Source organism: Nostoc sp., from assembly GCF_036917535.1.
In the GTDB taxonomy this organism is placed as follows: Bacteria; Cyanobacteriota; Cyanobacteriia; order Cyanobacteriales; family Nostocaceae; genus Nostoc.
This window is the reverse complement of sequence record NZ_JBALDA010000009.1, coordinates 1-16303: the sequence shown is the minus strand read 5'-3', so window position 1 is coordinate 16303 and position 16303 is coordinate 1. Positions and strand designations below refer to the sequence as shown.

At 41.3% G+C, this 16303-nt stretch carries 18 protein-coding genes and 2 pseudogenes; 14 read left to right on the top strand and 6 right to left on the bottom strand.

Annotated features, from left to right (window positions below; genetic code table 11):
- Nucleotides 1–18: 18 nt before the first annotated feature.
- Entirely contained in the window at nt 19–636 is a 618-nt protein-coding gene (locus V7K56_RS02285; RefSeq protein ID WP_334907295.1) for a L,D-transpeptidase, read from the bottom strand.
- 684 nt (nt 637–1320) lie between these two features.
- On the opposite strand from V7K56_RS02285, the gene V7K56_RS02280 reads away from it, so the two are divergent.
- From V7K56_RS02280 to V7K56_RS02270, 3 genes are all read left to right on the top strand, one after another.
- Nucleotides 1321–1473: a hypothetical protein gene (locus tag V7K56_RS02280; protein ID WP_199784648.1), complete on the top strand. Its 153-nt coding sequence runs from the start codon at nt 1321–1323 to the stop codon at nt 1471–1473.
- 365 nt (nt 1474–1838) lie between these two features.
- Nucleotides 1839–2495, top strand: a complete 657-nt coding sequence (locus tag V7K56_RS02275; protein WP_322730156.1) for a sigma-70 family RNA polymerase sigma factor — start codon at nt 1839–1841, stop codon at nt 2493–2495.
- A 157-nt stretch (nt 2496–2652) separates the two neighbouring features.
- A complete protein-coding gene (locus V7K56_RS02270) occupies nt 2653–3267 on the top strand; it encodes an anti-sigma factor family protein (protein WP_334907190.1) in 615 nt (204 codons plus the stop codon).
- Between the two features lie 16 nt (nt 3268–3283).
- Here V7K56_RS02270 and V7K56_RS02265 read toward each other — a convergent pair.
- A pseudogene (locus V7K56_RS02265) lies at nt 3284–3418 on the bottom strand (gamma-glutamylcyclotransferase); the annotation flags it as partial.
- Nucleotides 3419–3896: 478 nt separating this feature from the next.
- Here V7K56_RS02265 and V7K56_RS02260 point away from each other — a divergent pair.
- Nucleotides 3897–4568 carry an alpha-ketoglutarate-dependent dioxygenase AlkB family protein gene (locus V7K56_RS02260; protein WP_334907188.1) on the top strand — a complete coding sequence of 224 codons (672 nt, stop codon included), beginning with the start codon at nt 3897–3899 and terminating at the stop codon, nt 4566–4568.
- Nucleotides 4569–4585: 17 nt separating this feature from the next.
- On the opposite strand, the gene V7K56_RS02255 is transcribed toward V7K56_RS02260, so the two are convergent.
- Nucleotides 4586–4774, bottom strand: a complete 189-nt coding sequence (locus tag V7K56_RS02255; protein WP_334907187.1) for a hypothetical protein — start codon at nt 4772–4774, stop codon at nt 4586–4588.
- Between the two features lie 44 nt (nt 4775–4818).
- Between V7K56_RS02255 and V7K56_RS02250 the strand changes: the two genes are divergently transcribed.
- The 6 genes and pseudogenes from V7K56_RS02250 to V7K56_RS02225 all read left to right on the top strand — a co-directional run.
- Nucleotides 4819–5271 (top strand): hypothetical protein, encoded by a 453-nt coding sequence (locus tag V7K56_RS02250; protein WP_334907185.1) that lies wholly within the window; start codon nt 4819–4821, stop codon nt 5269–5271.
- Between the two features lie 264 nt (nt 5272–5535).
- Nucleotides 5536–8184, top strand: coding sequence for a leucine--tRNA ligase (gene leuS, locus V7K56_RS02245; protein WP_334907183.1), 2649 nt, complete (start codon nt 5536–5538; stop codon nt 8182–8184).
- Between the two features lie 145 nt (nt 8185–8329).
- Nucleotides 8330–8533: a DUF5615 family PIN-like protein gene (locus V7K56_RS02240; RefSeq protein ID WP_334907293.1), complete on the top strand. Its 204-nt coding sequence runs from the start codon at nt 8330–8332 to the stop codon at nt 8531–8533.
- Nucleotides 8534–9206: 673 nt separating this feature from the next.
- Nucleotides 9207–9359, top strand: coding sequence for a hypothetical protein (locus V7K56_RS02235; RefSeq protein WP_334907181.1), 153 nt, complete (start codon nt 9207–9209; stop codon nt 9357–9359).
- 338 nt (nt 9360–9697) lie between these two features.
- Nucleotides 9698–11053, top strand: coding sequence for a UDP-N-acetylmuramoyl-tripeptide--D-alanyl-D-alanine ligase (locus tag V7K56_RS02230; protein ID WP_334907179.1), 1356 nt, complete (start codon nt 9698–9700; stop codon nt 11051–11053).
- Nucleotides 11032–11277 (top strand): annotated as a pseudogene (locus V7K56_RS02225) (GNAT family N-acetyltransferase); the annotation flags it as partial. The gene V7K56_RS02230 and the pseudogene V7K56_RS02225, both read left to right, overlap by 22 nt.
- Before the next feature lie 209 nt (nt 11278–11486).
- Here V7K56_RS02225 and V7K56_RS02220 read toward each other — a convergent pair.
- Together V7K56_RS02220 and V7K56_RS02215 are read right to left on the bottom strand one after the other, a co-directional pair.
- Nucleotides 11487–11822: a hypothetical protein gene (locus V7K56_RS02220; RefSeq protein WP_334907177.1), complete on the bottom strand. Its 336-nt coding sequence runs from the start codon at nt 11820–11822 to the stop codon at nt 11487–11489.
- Between the two features lie 202 nt (nt 11823–12024).
- The gene (locus tag V7K56_RS02215) at nt 12025–12426 is read right to left on the bottom strand and encodes a fasciclin domain-containing protein (protein WP_334907175.1); all 402 of its coding nucleotides are present in this window, start codon (nt 12424–12426) and stop codon (nt 12025–12027) included.
- 164 nt (nt 12427–12590) lie between these two features.
- Here V7K56_RS02215 and V7K56_RS02210 point away from each other — a divergent pair, with 164 nt between their 5' ends.
- Nucleotides 12591–13526, top strand: a complete 936-nt coding sequence (locus tag V7K56_RS02210) for a putative 2-dehydropantoate 2-reductase (RefSeq protein WP_334907173.1) — start codon at nt 12591–12593, stop codon at nt 13524–13526.
- 79 nt (nt 13527–13605) lie between these two features.
- On the opposite strand, the gene V7K56_RS02205 is transcribed toward V7K56_RS02210, so the two are convergent.
- Nucleotides 13606–13821 carry a hypothetical protein gene (locus V7K56_RS02205; RefSeq protein ID WP_334907171.1) on the bottom strand — a complete coding sequence of 72 codons (216 nt, stop codon included), beginning with the start codon at nt 13819–13821 and terminating at the stop codon, nt 13606–13608.
- A 197-nt stretch (nt 13822–14018) separates the two neighbouring features.
- Here V7K56_RS02205 and V7K56_RS02200 point away from each other — a divergent pair, with 197 nt between their 5' ends.
- The 3 genes from V7K56_RS02200 to V7K56_RS02190 all read left to right on the top strand — a co-directional run bounded on the left by V7K56_RS02200 (nt 14019) and on the right by V7K56_RS02190 (nt 16226).
- Entirely contained in the window at nt 14019–14372 is a 354-nt protein-coding gene (locus V7K56_RS02200) for a phenylpyruvate tautomerase MIF-related protein (RefSeq protein ID WP_334907169.1), read from the top strand.
- Nucleotides 14373–14451: 79 nt separating this feature from the next.
- Nucleotides 14452–15543 (top strand): 23S rRNA (adenine(2503)-C(2))-methyltransferase RlmN, encoded by a 1092-nt coding sequence (gene rlmN / locus V7K56_RS02195; protein ID WP_334907168.1) that lies wholly within the window; start codon nt 14452–14454, stop codon nt 15541–15543.
- 287 nt (nt 15544–15830) lie between these two features.
- Nucleotides 15831–16226 carry a hypothetical protein gene (locus tag V7K56_RS02190; protein WP_334907166.1) on the top strand — a complete coding sequence of 132 codons (396 nt, stop codon included), beginning with the start codon at nt 15831–15833 and terminating at the stop codon, nt 16224–16226.
- Nucleotides 16227–16303: the final 77 nt, after the last annotated feature.

Genomic DNA, 16303 nt, shown 5'->3' with positions numbered 1-16303 from the left:
CTCTTAACTCTTAACAAATTAATCACGTACTAACACTTTCGTCCCTAAACTCACTTGCTCATATAACAATCGGACATCAGAATTACGCATTCTTAAGCAGCCGTGGGATACAGCCGTTCCTACCAGATCAATATCCGGCGTGCCATGAAAGCCAATTTCATTTCGTCCATCTGACCAAAAACCAATCCATCTATCTCCCAAGGGACTATCTGTACCAGCCTGAAATACTTTGCCAGTAATCGGGTGACGCCAGATTGGATAGTGTCGCATGTGGATCACCTGGAAAGAGCCTGTAGGCGTTTCCCAACCTTTCTTACCGACAGCAATGGGGTAGCTGGCGATCACCTCGTCTCCTGCATATACATAGGTGCGGCGATCGCTTAAATCAACCACTACTTGCGTCTTGACATTTGCCAGCCTATTAGATGGTATTTGTTGGGCTGAAGCCTGAGACCACAGACCTTTTGGCCAACTATCCGCAACTTGATTTTGTCTTTCTACTTGCGCCACCAGCTGCGTCTGAGTTGGTTGGTTGCTTGCTTGAGCTACATTATTCTTAATAGTTTGGGGCTGAGTTTGAGGCTTAATGGTAGAAGGCTTACGAGTAGTTGCTTTCGCTAGATTCTTCTTAATTATTTGCGACTTAATAGCAGAATACTTGAGTTTAGAAACTCTACGAGTATTTGTTTTAGCTAGATTCTTCTTAATTATTTTTGATTTAGTTTTAGGTTTAATAACAGAGGACTTTGGTGTAAACGTCCTCTGGGCAGTCGAGCCTTGGGTAACTTCATCAGGTGGCACAGATCCAGCCAACGCAATTTCTCCCAAACTCACTTGGGAAAGATTTTTGTAGACTCCCTCTGTCCGGCTTCCCTTAATATTGGTTCGGGTAGGATCTCGCCGCATCAAAGTAGATGCAGACTTCTCATATTGCCGTTCCGCCGTACTAATGCGCCAATGGACAGCTAAGGATAAAAATGCTGTGCCAAAACAAAGCAGCATTACCATACGCCCTACAGATTCATTTCTTACCATTGCCATCGCCTATTGTTTATCCCTGACATATCCAGCTGCTGAGCAATTGGATGAGTTCATCATCCGATTATCAAAAATTTATCAATACTTATCATTTCTGCTGTAAATCTGCCAACACCTTTGGGCAAACTAAGACTATGCAAATTGTCCCAGCAGCAAAATTCCAACAAGTGAGCAACCTCATTCCTCAAAAGTTCTGAGGGTCGTAAGCCTCTCCTGGGACTTTTTGGTGGAACTCTTGAAATGTAGCAATCAATCATTAATCGTGTGGGTGGATGAAAAATCATGTTTGAAAAACTGTTGCTAGCGGTAACAATTACATTTTCCCTAAATTTCTTTTTTCAAGTTCGCGTACCAGAGCAACATAACTCTAGTGCTGCCTTCGGGCCACAAGCAGAACAATCAGCAACTATTCTGGTAACAAAATCAAAAAATTAAATCACCATCTTAGCAACCACAGCAACCCAACTTCCAGAAATTATTACCCAAATTTTAAAGGTATCAAGAAGTTAAAATTACAAAATTTTATCTTCATTTTTATAGCCAAATTTAATTATTTTGATCAAGCGTATATATCCAGTTGCTAAAAATACTAAAATGTGCATCGTGTCGTGCCCTTGTTCGTTGATGGGTCTTAGGCAACTATGGGAGCAGTATAAGGAAAAGTGGCTCTGCTTATTGCTATAAATGTATCCAAAATTGTATGCTTCAGTGTTCCAGTCATAAATCCGTCACCTGAGCATGGAACTTCTGTCCCATTAGCAGGTCTAATAGATAGGGATGATTTAGAGCCAGTACGATCTATGAGTCAATCGATTACTGTATCCTGGTCAACGGTTGATGCAAAGTATCCAGAAGCATCAGTGCAAGTTGACAAACTCCCTAACCACGATTTAATTTTGCGCTGTCAAGCCGGACTGCGACCAGATCGTGCTGCTTTTGCGGAACTATTACGCCGCTATCAAAGTCAAGTTGATCGAGTTCTATACCACCTGGCTCCAGATTGGCCTGACAGAGCTGATTTGGCTCAAGAAGTTTGGATTCGAGTGTATCGGAATATTAACCGATTACAAGAGCCTGCTAAATTTCGGGGCTGGTTAAGCCGCATTGCCACCAACTTGTTTTACGACGAGTTACGGAAACGCAAGCGGATTATGAGTCCTTTGTCACTGGATGCTCCCCGTTCCTTAGAGGACGGCGAGATGGATTGGGAAATCGCCGGCGATACCCCAGGTCCTGAGGAAGAACTGACAACTAGAGAATTTTACGAGCAATTGCGGGAAGCGATCGCGGATTTACCAGAAGTTTTTCGTACTACCATTGTCCTCAGAGAAATCGAAGGCATGGCTTATGAAGAAATTGCCGAAATCACTGGAGTTTCCTTAGGAACTGTGAAGTCAAGAATAGCCAGAGCTAGATCGAGGTTGCAAGCCCACTTGCAAAATTATCTAGATTCCTAATTTACAGTATCTTGCCTCTGCCATTGGGTAGTATTTAAGCATAGATTAAAAATTACTAGAAAGACATAGATAGTATCTGCCTAAAGGTAGAAAATTGGCTAATTTTCCCGAAATTCCCGCCCAGTTTACCCGTGTATGAATTGGTAATAATGTTAAGATGACTACTGATTCTCAGTTTTACGACCGTTCTCCTTTGCAACTTCCTCAAGATTTGTCAGATGGAATGGCCAAGCATACCAATGAATCAACGGGTCTTATGGATATGGTGAAGCGCGATCGCTTCGAATTATTAAGTGCTTACCTGGATGGTGAAGTCACAGCCACCGAACGCAGGCAAGTAGAAGAATGGCTAGCAAATGATGCCTCAGTTCAATATCTGTATGCTCGACTGTTAAAGCTGCGCCAAGGCTTGCGGACGCTCCCGGTGCCAGCAGCCCAGCAGTCGTCAGAAGAAACAGTTCAGCAAGTATTGACACGTTTGCGCCGTCGCTCCCGTTTAAACTGGATGGTGGGAGCTGCAGCCATTGCCGCTTGCGCGATCGGTGCAGTATCAGGCTTAGTAGGTGGTGGTTCGATGGTGCCACAGCTGGCACAACGACCACAAAGAGAACCTATACAAACGTCCTCAGCGTCTATAGTTCCCCCTTCGCCGCTGATGGTGGGACTAAATAACCCGGTAATTGAAATTCCGAAAGCAGCAGTAGCCTCTCCAGAAAATTCAATTTATCAGGTACAGCCGCAACGACACGACCCCAAACAGGACATAAACTAATCGCAAAGTTAACAGTTTAAAGATCGTAACTGTACTTTGGGGTTAAACCACAGCCGCTCCACCAGCCCCCAGGTTGGAGGAATCCTCCTAATTGCTCAACTTTCTCTAAAGTCATTAAATAAACCCAAGCCCAACCCAGAGAGAGCGACTGTGGCAATCAATTATACTCATAGAGCCATCTTCGATTGCCCTGTGGCGCGGCTACAGCTTTATTCGCCAAATATTACAACCTGCTTTTTCTAATAACTCTCTAATCCAAACTGTTAACAAGCGTATAGATAATTTAAATTATAGTGACTTGGTTTCAAATTATAATAATATTAAGATTCATCTATTTTCAAATATACTAGATGTTGAAGATTTCGATTTAAATAAGCTATATCAGCTAATAATCAATTCATTTTCAGGATTTAATCGGATTATTTGTACAAGTCCATATAATAATAGAAGGAATTACAAAATAGATAGTTTTTATCAACTTTTCAACGAGTATACTATAGTTAAAAATTCCTTTTACTCAGATGAAACAATCTACCAAGAGATTTTTTATAATAATACAGGAAAATTTAAACTTAGCAGAATACAAAGGTATGAAAGGCAGTTTCTTATAAAAATTTGAGAAAAACTTTATGAAAAATAGACTAGGTAGTAATGCAATTCAGGGAGACTTATTTTCCGGGTTTAACTCCGTTGTAGATGAGACAATAGAGAGCATGCATAAAGAAGTTTTATCTATGCCAGATGCAGATGTTAGTTTCTATAGAAATTTTTTTAATCAGCAAGATAGCGATGAGCTTTTTCAGACCTTGCTTAATGAAATACAATGGCGACAAGACAAGATGAAAATTTATGGCAAGGAAGTAAACTTACCAAGAAAAACAGCTTGGTATGGAGATAGAAATATGTCATATAAATTCTCAGGGATTCATCTTGATCCAGAACCTTGGATACCTACACTCCTACAAGTAAAAGAGAAAGTTGACAAGATTGCAAAAGTTAAGTTTAACAGCGTTTTACTGAATCTTTACCGAGATGGGAAGGATGGAATTTCTTGGCATACAGATGCTGAATCAGAGCTAGGGAACAATCCAGTAGTTGGTTCTATTAGCTTTGGCGGAGCAAGAAGGTTTATGTTTAGGCATAAACACAATCAGGATTTAAAAGCTGAAATTGAGTTAATACATGGTAGCTTCCTTTTGATGGCAGGTGCAACACAGCATTTTTGGCAGCATCAAATCCCCAAGACATCGAAGCGGGTTCAACCAAGAATCAATTTAACTTTCCGGGTAATTAATAGTTAAACAATTAAGTGTAAGTACTACTTTCCTTTTTTTTCATCCAGTGCTTTCTGAATCGCTTCTCTACAGAATTCAGCAGGGTCATCTTGTGCTTTCACCTCTTGCTTCATTTTTTCAGTAGCACGGAAACTAATAGTAGTCGTTAATGGTTCCTCTCTGTCTGTAGTGAAATTTTTTAAATTTTCTGGACTACTCTTAGGATTAGGCATTGTTGAGAGATGTAAATATAGCTTGAACTGCGTGCAAACGAGCAATGAGAGTTTTAAATCGGTGGTGTTCTCACCTGACAAATGGTTCACCACCGATACCACTTTTGAGAAGTGGTAACTCTATGTTTACACGTTCAGAACTCGAAATAAAGACTGTTCCTGAATTACAGGATTTATGCCGTCTATACGGTATTCGCCCTACAGGGAGTGCAGCGTACAAAGCAAGCTATATCACTTCTTTAATGGCATTCCCAATTTTAGCGATTCAACAGATGGAAATAGAGAGAGGGTTAAAGTCACCTTCCCTTGCTTCTGTCCAGGTTTTTAGTTCAGCGATAGATGAGATGGGTACACCTACTAATGAGCAAATAGCGCTGATTAAAATCACACTCGAAGGTAGGCGAATGAGTTACCCAGATAGATTTGAGCAAGAAAGGTTGCTGAACTTACATCTGGCTAAGATGAGGCTTGAACAGGTGATAGCACTGGTGAGTTAGTAGTCCACACTTACAGCATTCATAACGCACTCCTCAGCAATGGGGAGTTTTTTATAAAACTTCGCGATAGGCAAATAAAGACTGTCCCTGATAGCCTAAGAACTTTAGCGATATAAGATAGATAAGAATACAAAATATAGGAGATTTATAAATTTATTTTATAATTTAATTTTCAAAATTACTAGACATAAAAATTATTTAGTAGTTTATATGTACTAAAGACAGCTAAATACTTAGGATTAGTAGAAATAAAGCGTAATAGGCATGAAACCATTGGAAATACCAAAATCAGTTGATTCCCGATACAATCCCGCAGCAATTGAAGAAAAATGGCAAAAAACATGGGTAGAACTTGGCTTAGATAAAACACCTACAGTTAGTAACAAGCCAAAATTTTATGCTCTTTCCATGTTCCCTTATCCATCGGGCAGCCTACACATGGGTCACGTCCGTAATTATACGATTACCGATGTGATTGCCCGCCTCAAGCGAATGCAAGGGTATCGGGTAATACACCCAATGGGTTGGGATGCCTTTGGCTTACCAGCAGAAAACGCCGCCATTGACCGTGGTGTACCACCAGCAAAGTGGACTTATCAGAATATGGCTCAGATGCGGCAACAATTGCAGCGTCTTGGTTTATCCATTGATTGGGAATGTGAACTTGCTACCTGTTCACCAGATTATTATAAGTGGACACAATGGATTTTCTTGCAGTTTTTGCAAGCAGGATTAGCTTATCAAAAAGAAGCAGCTGTAAACTGGGACCCGATTGATCAAACTGTACTGGCAAATGAGCAAGTTGATAACGAAGGACGTTCTTGGCGGAGTGGGGCAATAGTTGAGCGCAAATTATTACGCCAGTGGTTTTTCAAGATTACCGACTATGCCGAAGAATTACTCAATGACTTGCATCAATTGACAGGTTGGCCAGAACGCGTCAAATCGATGCAGGCAAACTGGATTGGCAAATCTACAGGCGCTTACTTAGAATTTCCCATCATTGGGATAGATGAAAAAATCGGAGTGTACACCACACGCCCAGATACAGTTTATGGTGTCAGCTACCTAGTTTTAGCACCAGAACATCCCTTAACAAAGCGCGTCACTACAAAAGAACAACAAGCAGCGGTAAAAGCCTTTATTAAAGAAGTCTCCCATCAAAGTGAGTTGGAACGTACCTCTGAAGATAAACCCAAGCGGGGTATCCCCACAGGTGGTAAGGCAATTAACCCATTTACAGGGGAAGAAGTGCCGATTTGGATTGCTGACTATGTACTGTATGAGTATGGTACTGGAGCAGTTATGGGTGTACCAGCACACGATGTCCGGGATTTTAAGTTTGCCAAAAATTACGATTTGCCAGTTGATTTTGTCATTGTTTCCCCGGATGATGTTGCAGGTTTTGACTTAACCCCAACATCAGAGATTGATGAAGTCACACAACTTATTCAAATTGAATACAATCAGGCATACACTGAACCAGGAATTTTAATTAATTCTGGGGCTTTTACTGGTATGACTTCCACAGATGCTAAACAAGCAATAATTGAATACGCCCAACAACAAGGTTTTGGTAAAGTGCGGGTGCAATATCGCTTGCGGGATTGGTTGATTTCGCGGCAGCGTTACTGGGGCACACCGATACCTGTAATTCACTGCTTCAACTGTGGGATAGTACCAGTTCCTGACAAAGATTTACCTGTACAGTTACCGGAAGAGGTAGAATTTACTGGACGTGGCGGTTCACCTTTGACTCAGTTAAAGAACTGGGTAAATGTACTTTGTCCGACTTGTGGCACTCCGGCAAAGCGGGAAACTGACACGATGGATACTTTTATTGATTCCTCGTGGTATTTTTTGCGCTTCCCTGACGCTAAGAATGAACAACAGGTTTTCGATTCAAGTAAAATCAATGACTGGATGCCAGTCAATCAGTATGTGGGTGGGATTGAACACGCGATTTTACATTTGTTGTATTCGCGGTTCTTTACTAAGGTTCTGCGGGACAGAGGTTTGTTAAACTTTGACGAACCTTTCCAACGCCTGTTAACTCAAGGTATGGTGCAAGGTTTAACTTACCTAAATCCTAATAAGGGTGGTAAAGATAAATGGATTCCTTCTAATCTGGTAAATTCAGCCGATCCGCGTGACCCCCAGACAGGTGAGCCGTTACAACGTCTCTATGCTACCATGTCTAAATCAAAGGGCAACGGTGTAGCACCAGAAGATGTAATTTCCAAATACGGTGTAGATACAGCGCGGATGTTCATCTTGTTCAAAGCGCCGCCAGAAAAAGATTTGGAATGGGATGAAGCCGATGTGGAAGGACAATTCCGCTTTTTAAATCGGGTTTGGCGTTTGGTAACAGATTATATTGCGGCTGGGGTATCTCGTAAAAAAGCTCAACTCTCTGATTTAACTAAAGCAGAAAAGGAGTTGCGGCGGGCAATTCACATGGCTATTCAAGCGGTGACAGAAGACGTAGAAGACGAATATCAATTCAACACAGCTATTTCAGAATTGATGAAGTTAAGTAATGCCTTAACTGATGCCGAAACGAAAAATTCACCAATTTACGCAGAAGGAATTCAGACTTTGGTGGTGTTACTAGCACCCTTTGCACCACACATTGCTGATGAATTGTGGCATTTATTAGGTGAAAGTAATTCAGTTCACACTCAAACCTGGCCATCATTTGACCCGACTGCTTTGGTAGCTGATGAAATCACTCTGGCGATTCAGATTAATGGCAAAACTCGCGGCGTAATTCAAGTGCCAGCACAAGCAGATGCAGCAGCACAGGAGAAGTATGCCCGTGAATCAGAAATTGCCCAGCGTTACATCGAAGGCAAAGAGATTAAAAAGGTAATTGTAGTGCCTGGAAAGTTGGTGAATTTTGTAGTTAGCTAAGTATAGTTTGCATAAATTCGTGGCGAATTGATGGTTTAAATTTAAACGCAGGTGCGCTTCGCCTTTCAGCAGGGTAGGGGCGCAGATAATTCGCCACGAATTAATAAAATGTTGTACTTAGAATCGATAAAATTGTAAATGTAGCCTGACAAAACATCAGAGGATTTACATCTGTGACACTCAAAGAGTTAGAACAACAACTTCTATACCTGATCGGGAAATACTAGCATTTGCCATAAGTCAAGAATGCTCAATATTAAGTATCAACAAAGTTGATTTTATCTGTTTGTATCATCGTGATTCTAACCACTTCAGTATTATTGTTTGCACGAATAATCGTAATTGGTAACAATTTGCAGCACAGATAGATGAGGCTGTAACAGCAGAAGAATCGTTGCAAAGAAAATTAATTCGTGTAGTACATCCACTTACTTAAAAAGGTTTTGATGGAACACCAAATGCTAAAGTCGTCAAGTATATGTTGCAACAACTCTTTTAGCAGTAGTTGATTTCTCTGGTGTATGTGTATTTAAAAACATTTATCCGATCGGGCAGAGAGTTGGATTGTTTTATTTATACACAAAAAAGCGCTTGAGAGTTTTGCTCACTCAAGCGCTTTTCCGTAAAAGCTTATACCAACTCACTCGTTTGATGCAAAATTTGAACTCTGCAACACTCCCTGAGAAGAGAGTATTACGGGGATAACTTGTGACAAACATGTGGTGAAATGGTATCACTCCTTGCACTAACTAAGAATATCTCTTTTGCAACAATACCGGGGATCTAGTGAGTGACAGTTTATGAACTGAACACTAGTTAAAAACGACTCACCATGAATAGTAACTCAAAAGACTAAGCACGATTGTAGCAATTTTATAAGTATAGTATAAAAACTTATAGTTTATTAGTGCCTGCCGTCAGCATCGCTTACTACTAAGAGGATGTCTGAGAAGTAAGAAAGCCCACGTAACGGTATCCTGTCAGTAGAAAAAATACTTAAGTATGACAGCGTTACCAGAGCTATGAATCCATCGTATCCAAGTAATCTGACTTTACAACAGTGGGAACTACTATCAGGACTAATTCCTCAGCCAAAAACTGGTGGTCGAAAACGTAGTGTTGATATGCAGGCGATCATTAATGCCATCCTATATAGCCGTAGCCACATAGATTAGGACAATGTTGATTGCTAAAAGCCTTGATTTCACTGGGTTTGTACTCAGACCGGAGCTTCGGAGTCTCCGGCTCCGCTCAGCACGGGCTAAACGCCCCGCTGACGCTAACAGCACTCAGCACTTTGCTATAGTGCGGGTTGCGCGTGGCGAATGCCTATGATTCGTCTAATGCTCAAGCAACTTGCGTGACTAAAATTACCTATCAAGAACTTTTCAGACATCCTCTTAGAGATATTGCATTACAACGTCTCTATATTGATCGTATAAATTATCTCATCTCAACAATATTATGTCATAATTCGATTTTATGATTTTGAACTTTAAATTGTAAATTGCTTATGCGTTGTTCTGCCACCCTAATCCAACTGGTTGAAGTTATTTTTGCCCATTCTGTAAACTTATCTGAAACTGCTTTAACACAAGTAACTAGCGGTATCCAAACAGATAGCCGTACCTTGAAGCCAGGTGAAATATTTGTCGCTTTCCGAGGCGATAAGTTTGATGGACATGAATTCGTGCCAACTGCGATCGCCAAGGGTGCAATAGCTGCAATCGTAGATTTTGAATATGAAAATCCGGGATTTCCTGTATTACAGGTAAAAGACACCCTTAAGGCATATCAAAAGCTTGGTAGATGGTGGCGTGATCGCTTTAATATTCCTGTAATTGGTGTAACTGGTTCGGTGGGTAAAACTACAACCAAAGAATTGATCGCCGCAGTTTTAGGAACAAAAGGACGAGTTCACAAAACTTATGGAAATTACAACAACGAAATTGGTGTCCCGAAAACTCTCCTAGAACTTGGCGCCGAAAATGACTATGCCGTGATTGAAATGGCGATGCGGGGTAGGGGACAAATTGCCGAACTAACGCAAATAGCACGGCCAACAATTGGAGTGATTACTAATGTGGGAACGGCACATATTGAGTTATTGGGTTCGGAAGAAGCGATCGCTGAGGCAAAATGTGAGTTATTAGCAAAAATGTCTGCTGATAGCGTGGCAATTCTCAACTACGACAATCCCCTATTAATTGCCACAGCGGCGAAAGTTTGGCATGGAGAAGTTTTAACTTACGGCTTTTCTGGTGGGGATATTCAAGGGCAGTTAATTGATAACAAGACTGTAGAAGTCGCAGGAATCCAACTACCTCTACCTCTACCAGGTCGTCATAATGCGACTAATTTCTTGGCAGCTTTAGCGGTGGCAAAGGTGTTAGGGATCGATTGGGCATCCTTAAAAGCAGGTGTAATGGTGGATATGCCCACAGGGCGATCGCAGCGATTTACTTTACCCAATGATGTGGTAATCTTAGATGAAACTTATAATGCTGCACCAGAAGCTATGATTGCAGCATTACAATTATTGGCAGATACACCCGGAAAGCGGAAGATTGCCGTATTGGGTGCAATGAAAGAATTGGGAGAGCGATCGCAGCAGTTGCACCAGCGAGTGGGAGAAACAGTGCAAAAGTTGAATTTAGACGGCTTGTTGGTTTTGGTAGATGGACAAGATGCCGAAGCGATCGCTCTTAGTGCTGAAGGTATCCCATCGGAGTGTTTTGCAACTCATGCCGAGTTGGTGGCTAGGTTGAAGACATTTGTGCAAACAGGCGATCGTTTATTGTTCAAAGCCGCCCATTCTATAGGACTAGATCGGGTAGTCAATCAGTTATGTGCAGAATTTCCCAAGTGAATCTACCACTAGAAACCCAACGTCTCATACTGCGAGACTTTGTAGAATCAGATTGGCCAGCAGTTCATAAATACGCTAGCGATCCTAAAGTTGTGTGTTATTTAACCTTTGGCCCGAATAGCGAAGAAGATACCAAAAACTTTTTGCAAACAGAGATTTCATTGCAAGGGGAAGAACCTCGTCAACATTTTGCCTTAGCAGTAACTTTAAAACCCCGAAAGCAGTTTAGTCTGGTTTAGCGTGGTGTGGAGTGGCGTAAAACTGGATGCTCGGTGTTCGGTCGGGGGAGCGACCATACCCCATTACCATACCCCCGAATTTTTTTCGCTTTTTGCAAGGCGGCCTCTCTCCCCTTTTTGGAGTAAATTCGATGATGGTTTGATTTGTGGATGGAAAGAGGTGTCAATACAACTAACGGGAGTATGTATAGATTTCAGGCGTTGTTGGAAAGACTAGGGTTATTACTGTAGCGTCTTTGAAAAAGAATTGCTGCCAAATTAGTCACTAAACAGGTGATTGCTAGCCACATTAAGATATAAGTAGGAGCCATCACCACACCAATCATGAACCAAGTATATACGTGCAGTATCATTACAGAAGCGAAAAAGCCGGCAATTCCAGCAGATTGCCACACTTGATACGATGGACGACGTAAGGCTACTAGGCTCATCGTTAAAATTGTGACAATTAAGTTTGCTGGTACGAGAAACGCACAAATACTTATACAGTTGCCACGAGAGAACTCTACTAAGGTGTTAAAATCGAGCATTAATTTTCTTGGGATAGATGTTGGCTTTTTAAGAACTTAATTTATTTTAAAATAACTAAATTTACATTAACAGATGAGTGAGTAATCACATTGCAAACATAACATAAATTAAAATATTGAATTGCGTTTTGATACTACTCAATAGTTAGTTAATTATAAAGATTTTGGATAAGTAGGGTGGAAAACACCCACCCTAGCTGAATTAACCCGGTAAAATCACTGTATCGATAACGTGTACCACACCATTGTCAGCTTCAATATCTGCTGCTAAAACTGTGGCATTTTTAACTTCAAAACCATCAGAAGAATCAATTTTAATCGGTGAACCTTCTACAGAATTAACCGTACCGAGTTGTGCCAAATCACTTTGTAGTAGCTTTCCTGGAACGACATGATACTTTAAAATACGCGTTAGCTGGGGAATGTTTTGTAACAGAGTTTGGATAGTTCCCGCTGGTAACTTTGCAAAAGCATCGTCATTTGGTGCAAAGACAGTGAACGGCCCAGGACTTTTTAATGTTTCTACTAAACCAGCAGCTTGTACAGCCGCCACTAGTGTTTTAAACGACTCAGCCGTAACTGCAACATCAACAATATCAGCCATATATCTTACCTAAATCTCTGCAATTTTAAAGGATAATAAACCTATTTTAAGTTTTATTAAACAAAATAAATTTAAAATCAGGCGTTGAATAAACTACACCTAGACGCGTACTCCCGTCAGACATCACCTTATGATGTTTCTAGGAAAATTCCGTTAGAGAAAAAATGTCCGATCGCACGTATGCCATTCTGGGAACTGGAGCATTAGGTGGATTCTATGGCGCTAGACTCCAAAAAGCTGGGTTGGATGTCCACTTTTTGCTCAAGAGTGATTACGAACAGGTAAAGAAATATGGTTTAGTGGTAGAGTCCAAAGACGGTGACTTTAACCTTCCCAAAGTCCACGCCTACAACGACGTAGAAAAGATGCCACAATGCGATGTGGTGGTGGTGGCACTGAAGACGACGCAAAACCATTTACTACCAAAGATGTTGCCACCTGTAGTTAAAGATAATGGGGCGGTGTTGGTATTACAAAATGGACTTGGTGTAGAAGAGGAAGTCGCTGAAATTATTGATAATGTAACTGTTATCGGTGGATTGTGCTTTTTATGTTCTAACAAAGTGGGGCCAGGGCATATACATCATCTAGACTATGGGCAAATTACCTTCAGTGAATATACTCCTAATTATCAGCCTAGTGGGATAACTCAGAGGATGCAGCAAATTGCTGATGACTTTGAAAGCGCTGGTATCTCAATTGAACTAGCTGAAGATTTACTACTAGCACGTTGGAAAAAGTTGGTGTGGAATATCCCGTACAATGGGCTTTCTGTGATTCTCAATGCTAGAACAGATGAATTAATGGCGCATGAGTACACTAGCAAGTTAGTTGAACAGTTGATGTATGAAGTAGCGGCGGGGGCGAAAAGTTATGGGCGGATTATCAGCGATCGCTTCATTCAAACAATGCTCGATTATACTGTCAAAATGACACCTTACCGCCCCAGTATGAAAATTGACTACGACGAACATCGTCCCTTGGAGATAGAAGCAATTTTCGGCAACCCATTACGAAAAGCCCAAGCAGTAGGTGTGGATTTAGTGCAGATTAGCTGTTTATACCACCAGTTGAAGTTTTTAGATGCCAAGGGAAAGTGAGGAAGATGGGGAGATAAGAGAGGCAATTATTAACTGCTAACTCCTAACTTGCCACTCCTCCAATTTTTAACGCAGGGATTCAAAAATGACTGCTATTGTCATTAAACACAACAGGATAATTCCCAGTGGAAGCAAAAACTGTTGTAAAGTTCAGTAATTCGTTATTAATTGGCTCCAAATCCTCAGCTAAAATAACAGCACCACTATCAAGATCCTCAACCCAAATAATTAACCCACGTTCATTCAATTCATCTAAACTGATAGTGTTAACTTCCTCAACAAACGCATCAGGCACTAACCGAATCGAACATCAACTTCAGTCCTGGGAGCATCTAGAAATTCATTAATGAGTATCAAAGGTGGATGAACGAGTATCTAATTCCCCTTGTCCTCTTATCTCTTACTCTTTATCTCCTTGATATTTGTACTCTGTGCCTCTGCGTTTGATAAACTTAACAATGTAAATAAAATCCAAAAATCTAATTTCGTACTATGCCATTAATTAAAGTGCAAACTTCTGCATCTGCTCCTGAAAAAGCTGAAATTGAGTCAATGCTTTTAAACCTATCAGCCAAGTTAGCGAAACATTTGGGAAAACCAGAATCCTATGTAATGACTGCTTTTGAACCGGGAATTCCTATGACTTTTGCAGGAAATACAGACCCAGTTTGCTACATTGAAATTAAGAGCGTTGGCACGATGAAACCAGAGCAAACCGCAGCAATGAGTCAAGACTTTTGCCAGCAGATTAACCAAACTCTAAGTGTACCGAAAAATCGCATTTACATAGAGTTTGCAGACGCAAAGGGTGCAATGTGGGGGTGGAATAGCACAACTTTTGGTTAATTCCTCATCTTCTTTAGTCAAGACTAACTCGATCTAGCAGGTGTAGGATAGAGATCCAACATCAACTCGCGATCTTTTTATGTCTGCTACGCCTCTAGTATCTCAGGTTGACTTCAACCCAGAAAAATCAGAATTCATCCCTCCCCTTCTAGGTGCTTCTCTGGCAGAGTTAACTACTTGGGTGCAGCAACAAGGACAACCTGCTTACAGAGGAAAGCAACTGCATGAATGGATTTATGACAAAGGGGTGCGATCGCTAGCTGATATTTCTGTCTTCTCCAAGCAATGGCGCAAAGAAGTAGCAGAAATCCCTATTGGGCGCTCAATTTTACATTACCGCTCTGAGGCTCCCGACGGTACGGTGAAATATCTTTTACAATTAGCAGACGGGCAAATTATTGAAACTGTTGGCATTCCCACCTTCGCAGAAAGGGGAGAAGGCCCAAAAGCCCGTCTGACAGTTTGCGTTTCTACTCAGGTGGGTTGCCCAATGGCGTGTGATTTCTGCGCTACTGGTAAAGGAGGCTACAAGCGCAACCTAGCACGGCACGAAATTATCGATCAGGTGTTGACTGTGCAAGAAGATTTTCAGCAACGAGTTAGCAATGTGGTGTTTATGGGACTGGGTGAACCGTTGTTGAATACTGAAAATGTCCTAGCAGCCCTGAAATCTCTCAATCAAGATATCGGTATTGGGCAGCGATCGCTTACAGTTTCTACAGTGGGGATTCGCGATCGCATCCGTCAGTTCGCGCAAAACCATTTGCAAATCACTCTGGCTGTAAGTCTCCACGCACCCAACCAAGCACTACGAGAAAAACTCGTCCCCAGCGCCCGCGCCTATCCTCTGGAAGATTTACTGGCTGAATGTCGAGAATATGTAGAAATCACTGGGCGCCGGGTTACTTTTGAATATATTCTCCTTGCTGGTGTTAATGATTTACCAGAACATGCATTAGAACTTTCAAAATGCTTGCGAGGATTCCAAAGTCATGTGAATTTAATTCCCTATAACCCCATCCAAGAAGTAGACTATAAACGCCCCAACCGCGATCGCATTCAAGCTTTTGTGAACGTTCTCAAGCAGCAAAATACTGCTGTTAGTGTCCGTTATTCCCGTGGTTTAGAAGCTGATGCTGCTTGTGGGCAACTAAGAGCAAGTAAGAATTAAATCTGTTGCAGTCAGTAAATTTAATTACTTTAATCTCAGAGGTTGTTTGAAAAGGGTTGGCTTGAGCCTCAAGTATGACTCAGGGGTACACTCTCAAATCCCAAAACTCCGATTCTCTGGTAGCAGTTTCTTGGTAGCCAGGGTAGTGAAACATACGCTTGAGGACTTTTCAAACATCCTCTCACAAATATCTTGACGTTAGTCCCAATTGGTGCAATAAGGCAGCGGTAGAAATTGTTATATTAAGGTTAAGCGATCGCTCAACCCAACCGATAACAAGTAACTGTATGTTGAATCGATCATTGACGCTTAAACTTTGGCTACTAGCGATTGTTCTTGCAAAAGCTTTGCCGATGAATTCTCCTGCCTATGGACAAATAATTCAACCGATTCCTCAGCAACCTGAGTCTTTTCAAGAAAGAATGAGACAACAACAAGAGGAGCGAACTCAGCAAACACAAGAGCAATTTAAGGATACATGGCTACGCCTAAACCTTCAACAACCACAACAACTACAACAACAGAAAATACAACAGCAAGATTTTACACGACAACGGGAAGAACTGATACGCCAGCAACAATTTAGATTACAACAGCAAGAAACAAGACTACAACAGCAAGAATTTACACGACAGCAACAATTGAGAATACAAGATCAACAACTCGTGCGATTCGTTGATTAGTGAATCACGGTAATCAGTCCGTACATAACTAATCCAGCCCGTCAGCAGATTACTGACACTAAAGGCTGAACTCTCGG

Bases quoted from the DNA above. Each gene is read 5' to 3' on its own strand.
- V7K56_RS02250 (WP_334907185.1), top strand. From the start codon at position 4,819: ATGAGAGTTTTAAATCGGTGGTGTTCTCACCTGACAAATGGTTCACCA.
- V7K56_RS02280 (WP_199784648.1), top strand. From the start codon at position 1,321: ATGTTTGAAAAACTGTTGCTAGCGGTAACAATTACATTTTCCCTAAAT.
- V7K56_RS02270 (WP_334907190.1), top strand. From the start codon at position 2,653: ATGACTACTGATTCTCAGTTTTACGACCGTTCTCCTTTGCAACTTCCT.
- V7K56_RS02235 (WP_334907181.1), top strand. From the start codon at position 9,207: ATGAATCCATCGTATCCAAGTAATCTGACTTTACAACAGTGGGAACTA.
- rlmN (WP_334907168.1), top strand. From the start codon at position 14,452: ATGTCTGCTACGCCTCTAGTATCTCAGGTTGACTTCAACCCAGAAAAA.
- V7K56_RS02255 (WP_334907187.1), bottom strand. From the start codon at position 4,774: ATGCCTAATCCTAAGAGTAGTCCAGAAAATTTAAAAAATTTCACTACA.
- V7K56_RS02260 (WP_334907188.1), top strand. From the start codon at position 3,897: ATGAAAAATAGACTAGGTAGTAATGCAATTCAGGGAGACTTATTTTCC.
- V7K56_RS02275 (WP_322730156.1), top strand. From the start codon at position 1,839: ATGAGTCAATCGATTACTGTATCCTGGTCAACGGTTGATGCAAAGTAT.
- V7K56_RS02220 (WP_334907177.1), bottom strand. From the start codon at position 11,822: ATGCTCGATTTTAACACCTTAGTAGAGTTCTCTCGTGGCAACTGTATA.
- V7K56_RS02230 (WP_334907179.1), top strand. From the start codon at position 9,698: ATGCGTTGTTCTGCCACCCTAATCCAACTGGTTGAAGTTATTTTTGCC.
- V7K56_RS02210 (WP_334907173.1), top strand. From the start codon at position 12,591: ATGTCCGATCGCACGTATGCCATTCTGGGAACTGGAGCATTAGGTGGA.
- leuS (WP_334907183.1), top strand. From the start codon at position 5,536: ATGAAACCATTGGAAATACCAAAATCAGTTGATTCCCGATACAATCCC.
- V7K56_RS02190 (WP_334907166.1), top strand. From the start codon at position 15,831: ATGTTGAATCGATCATTGACGCTTAAACTTTGGCTACTAGCGATTGTT.
- V7K56_RS02215 (WP_334907175.1), bottom strand. From the start codon at position 12,426: ATGGCTGATATTGTTGATGTTGCAGTTACGGCTGAGTCGTTTAAAACA.
- V7K56_RS02200 (WP_334907169.1), top strand. From the start codon at position 14,019: ATGCCATTAATTAAAGTGCAAACTTCTGCATCTGCTCCTGAAAAAGCT.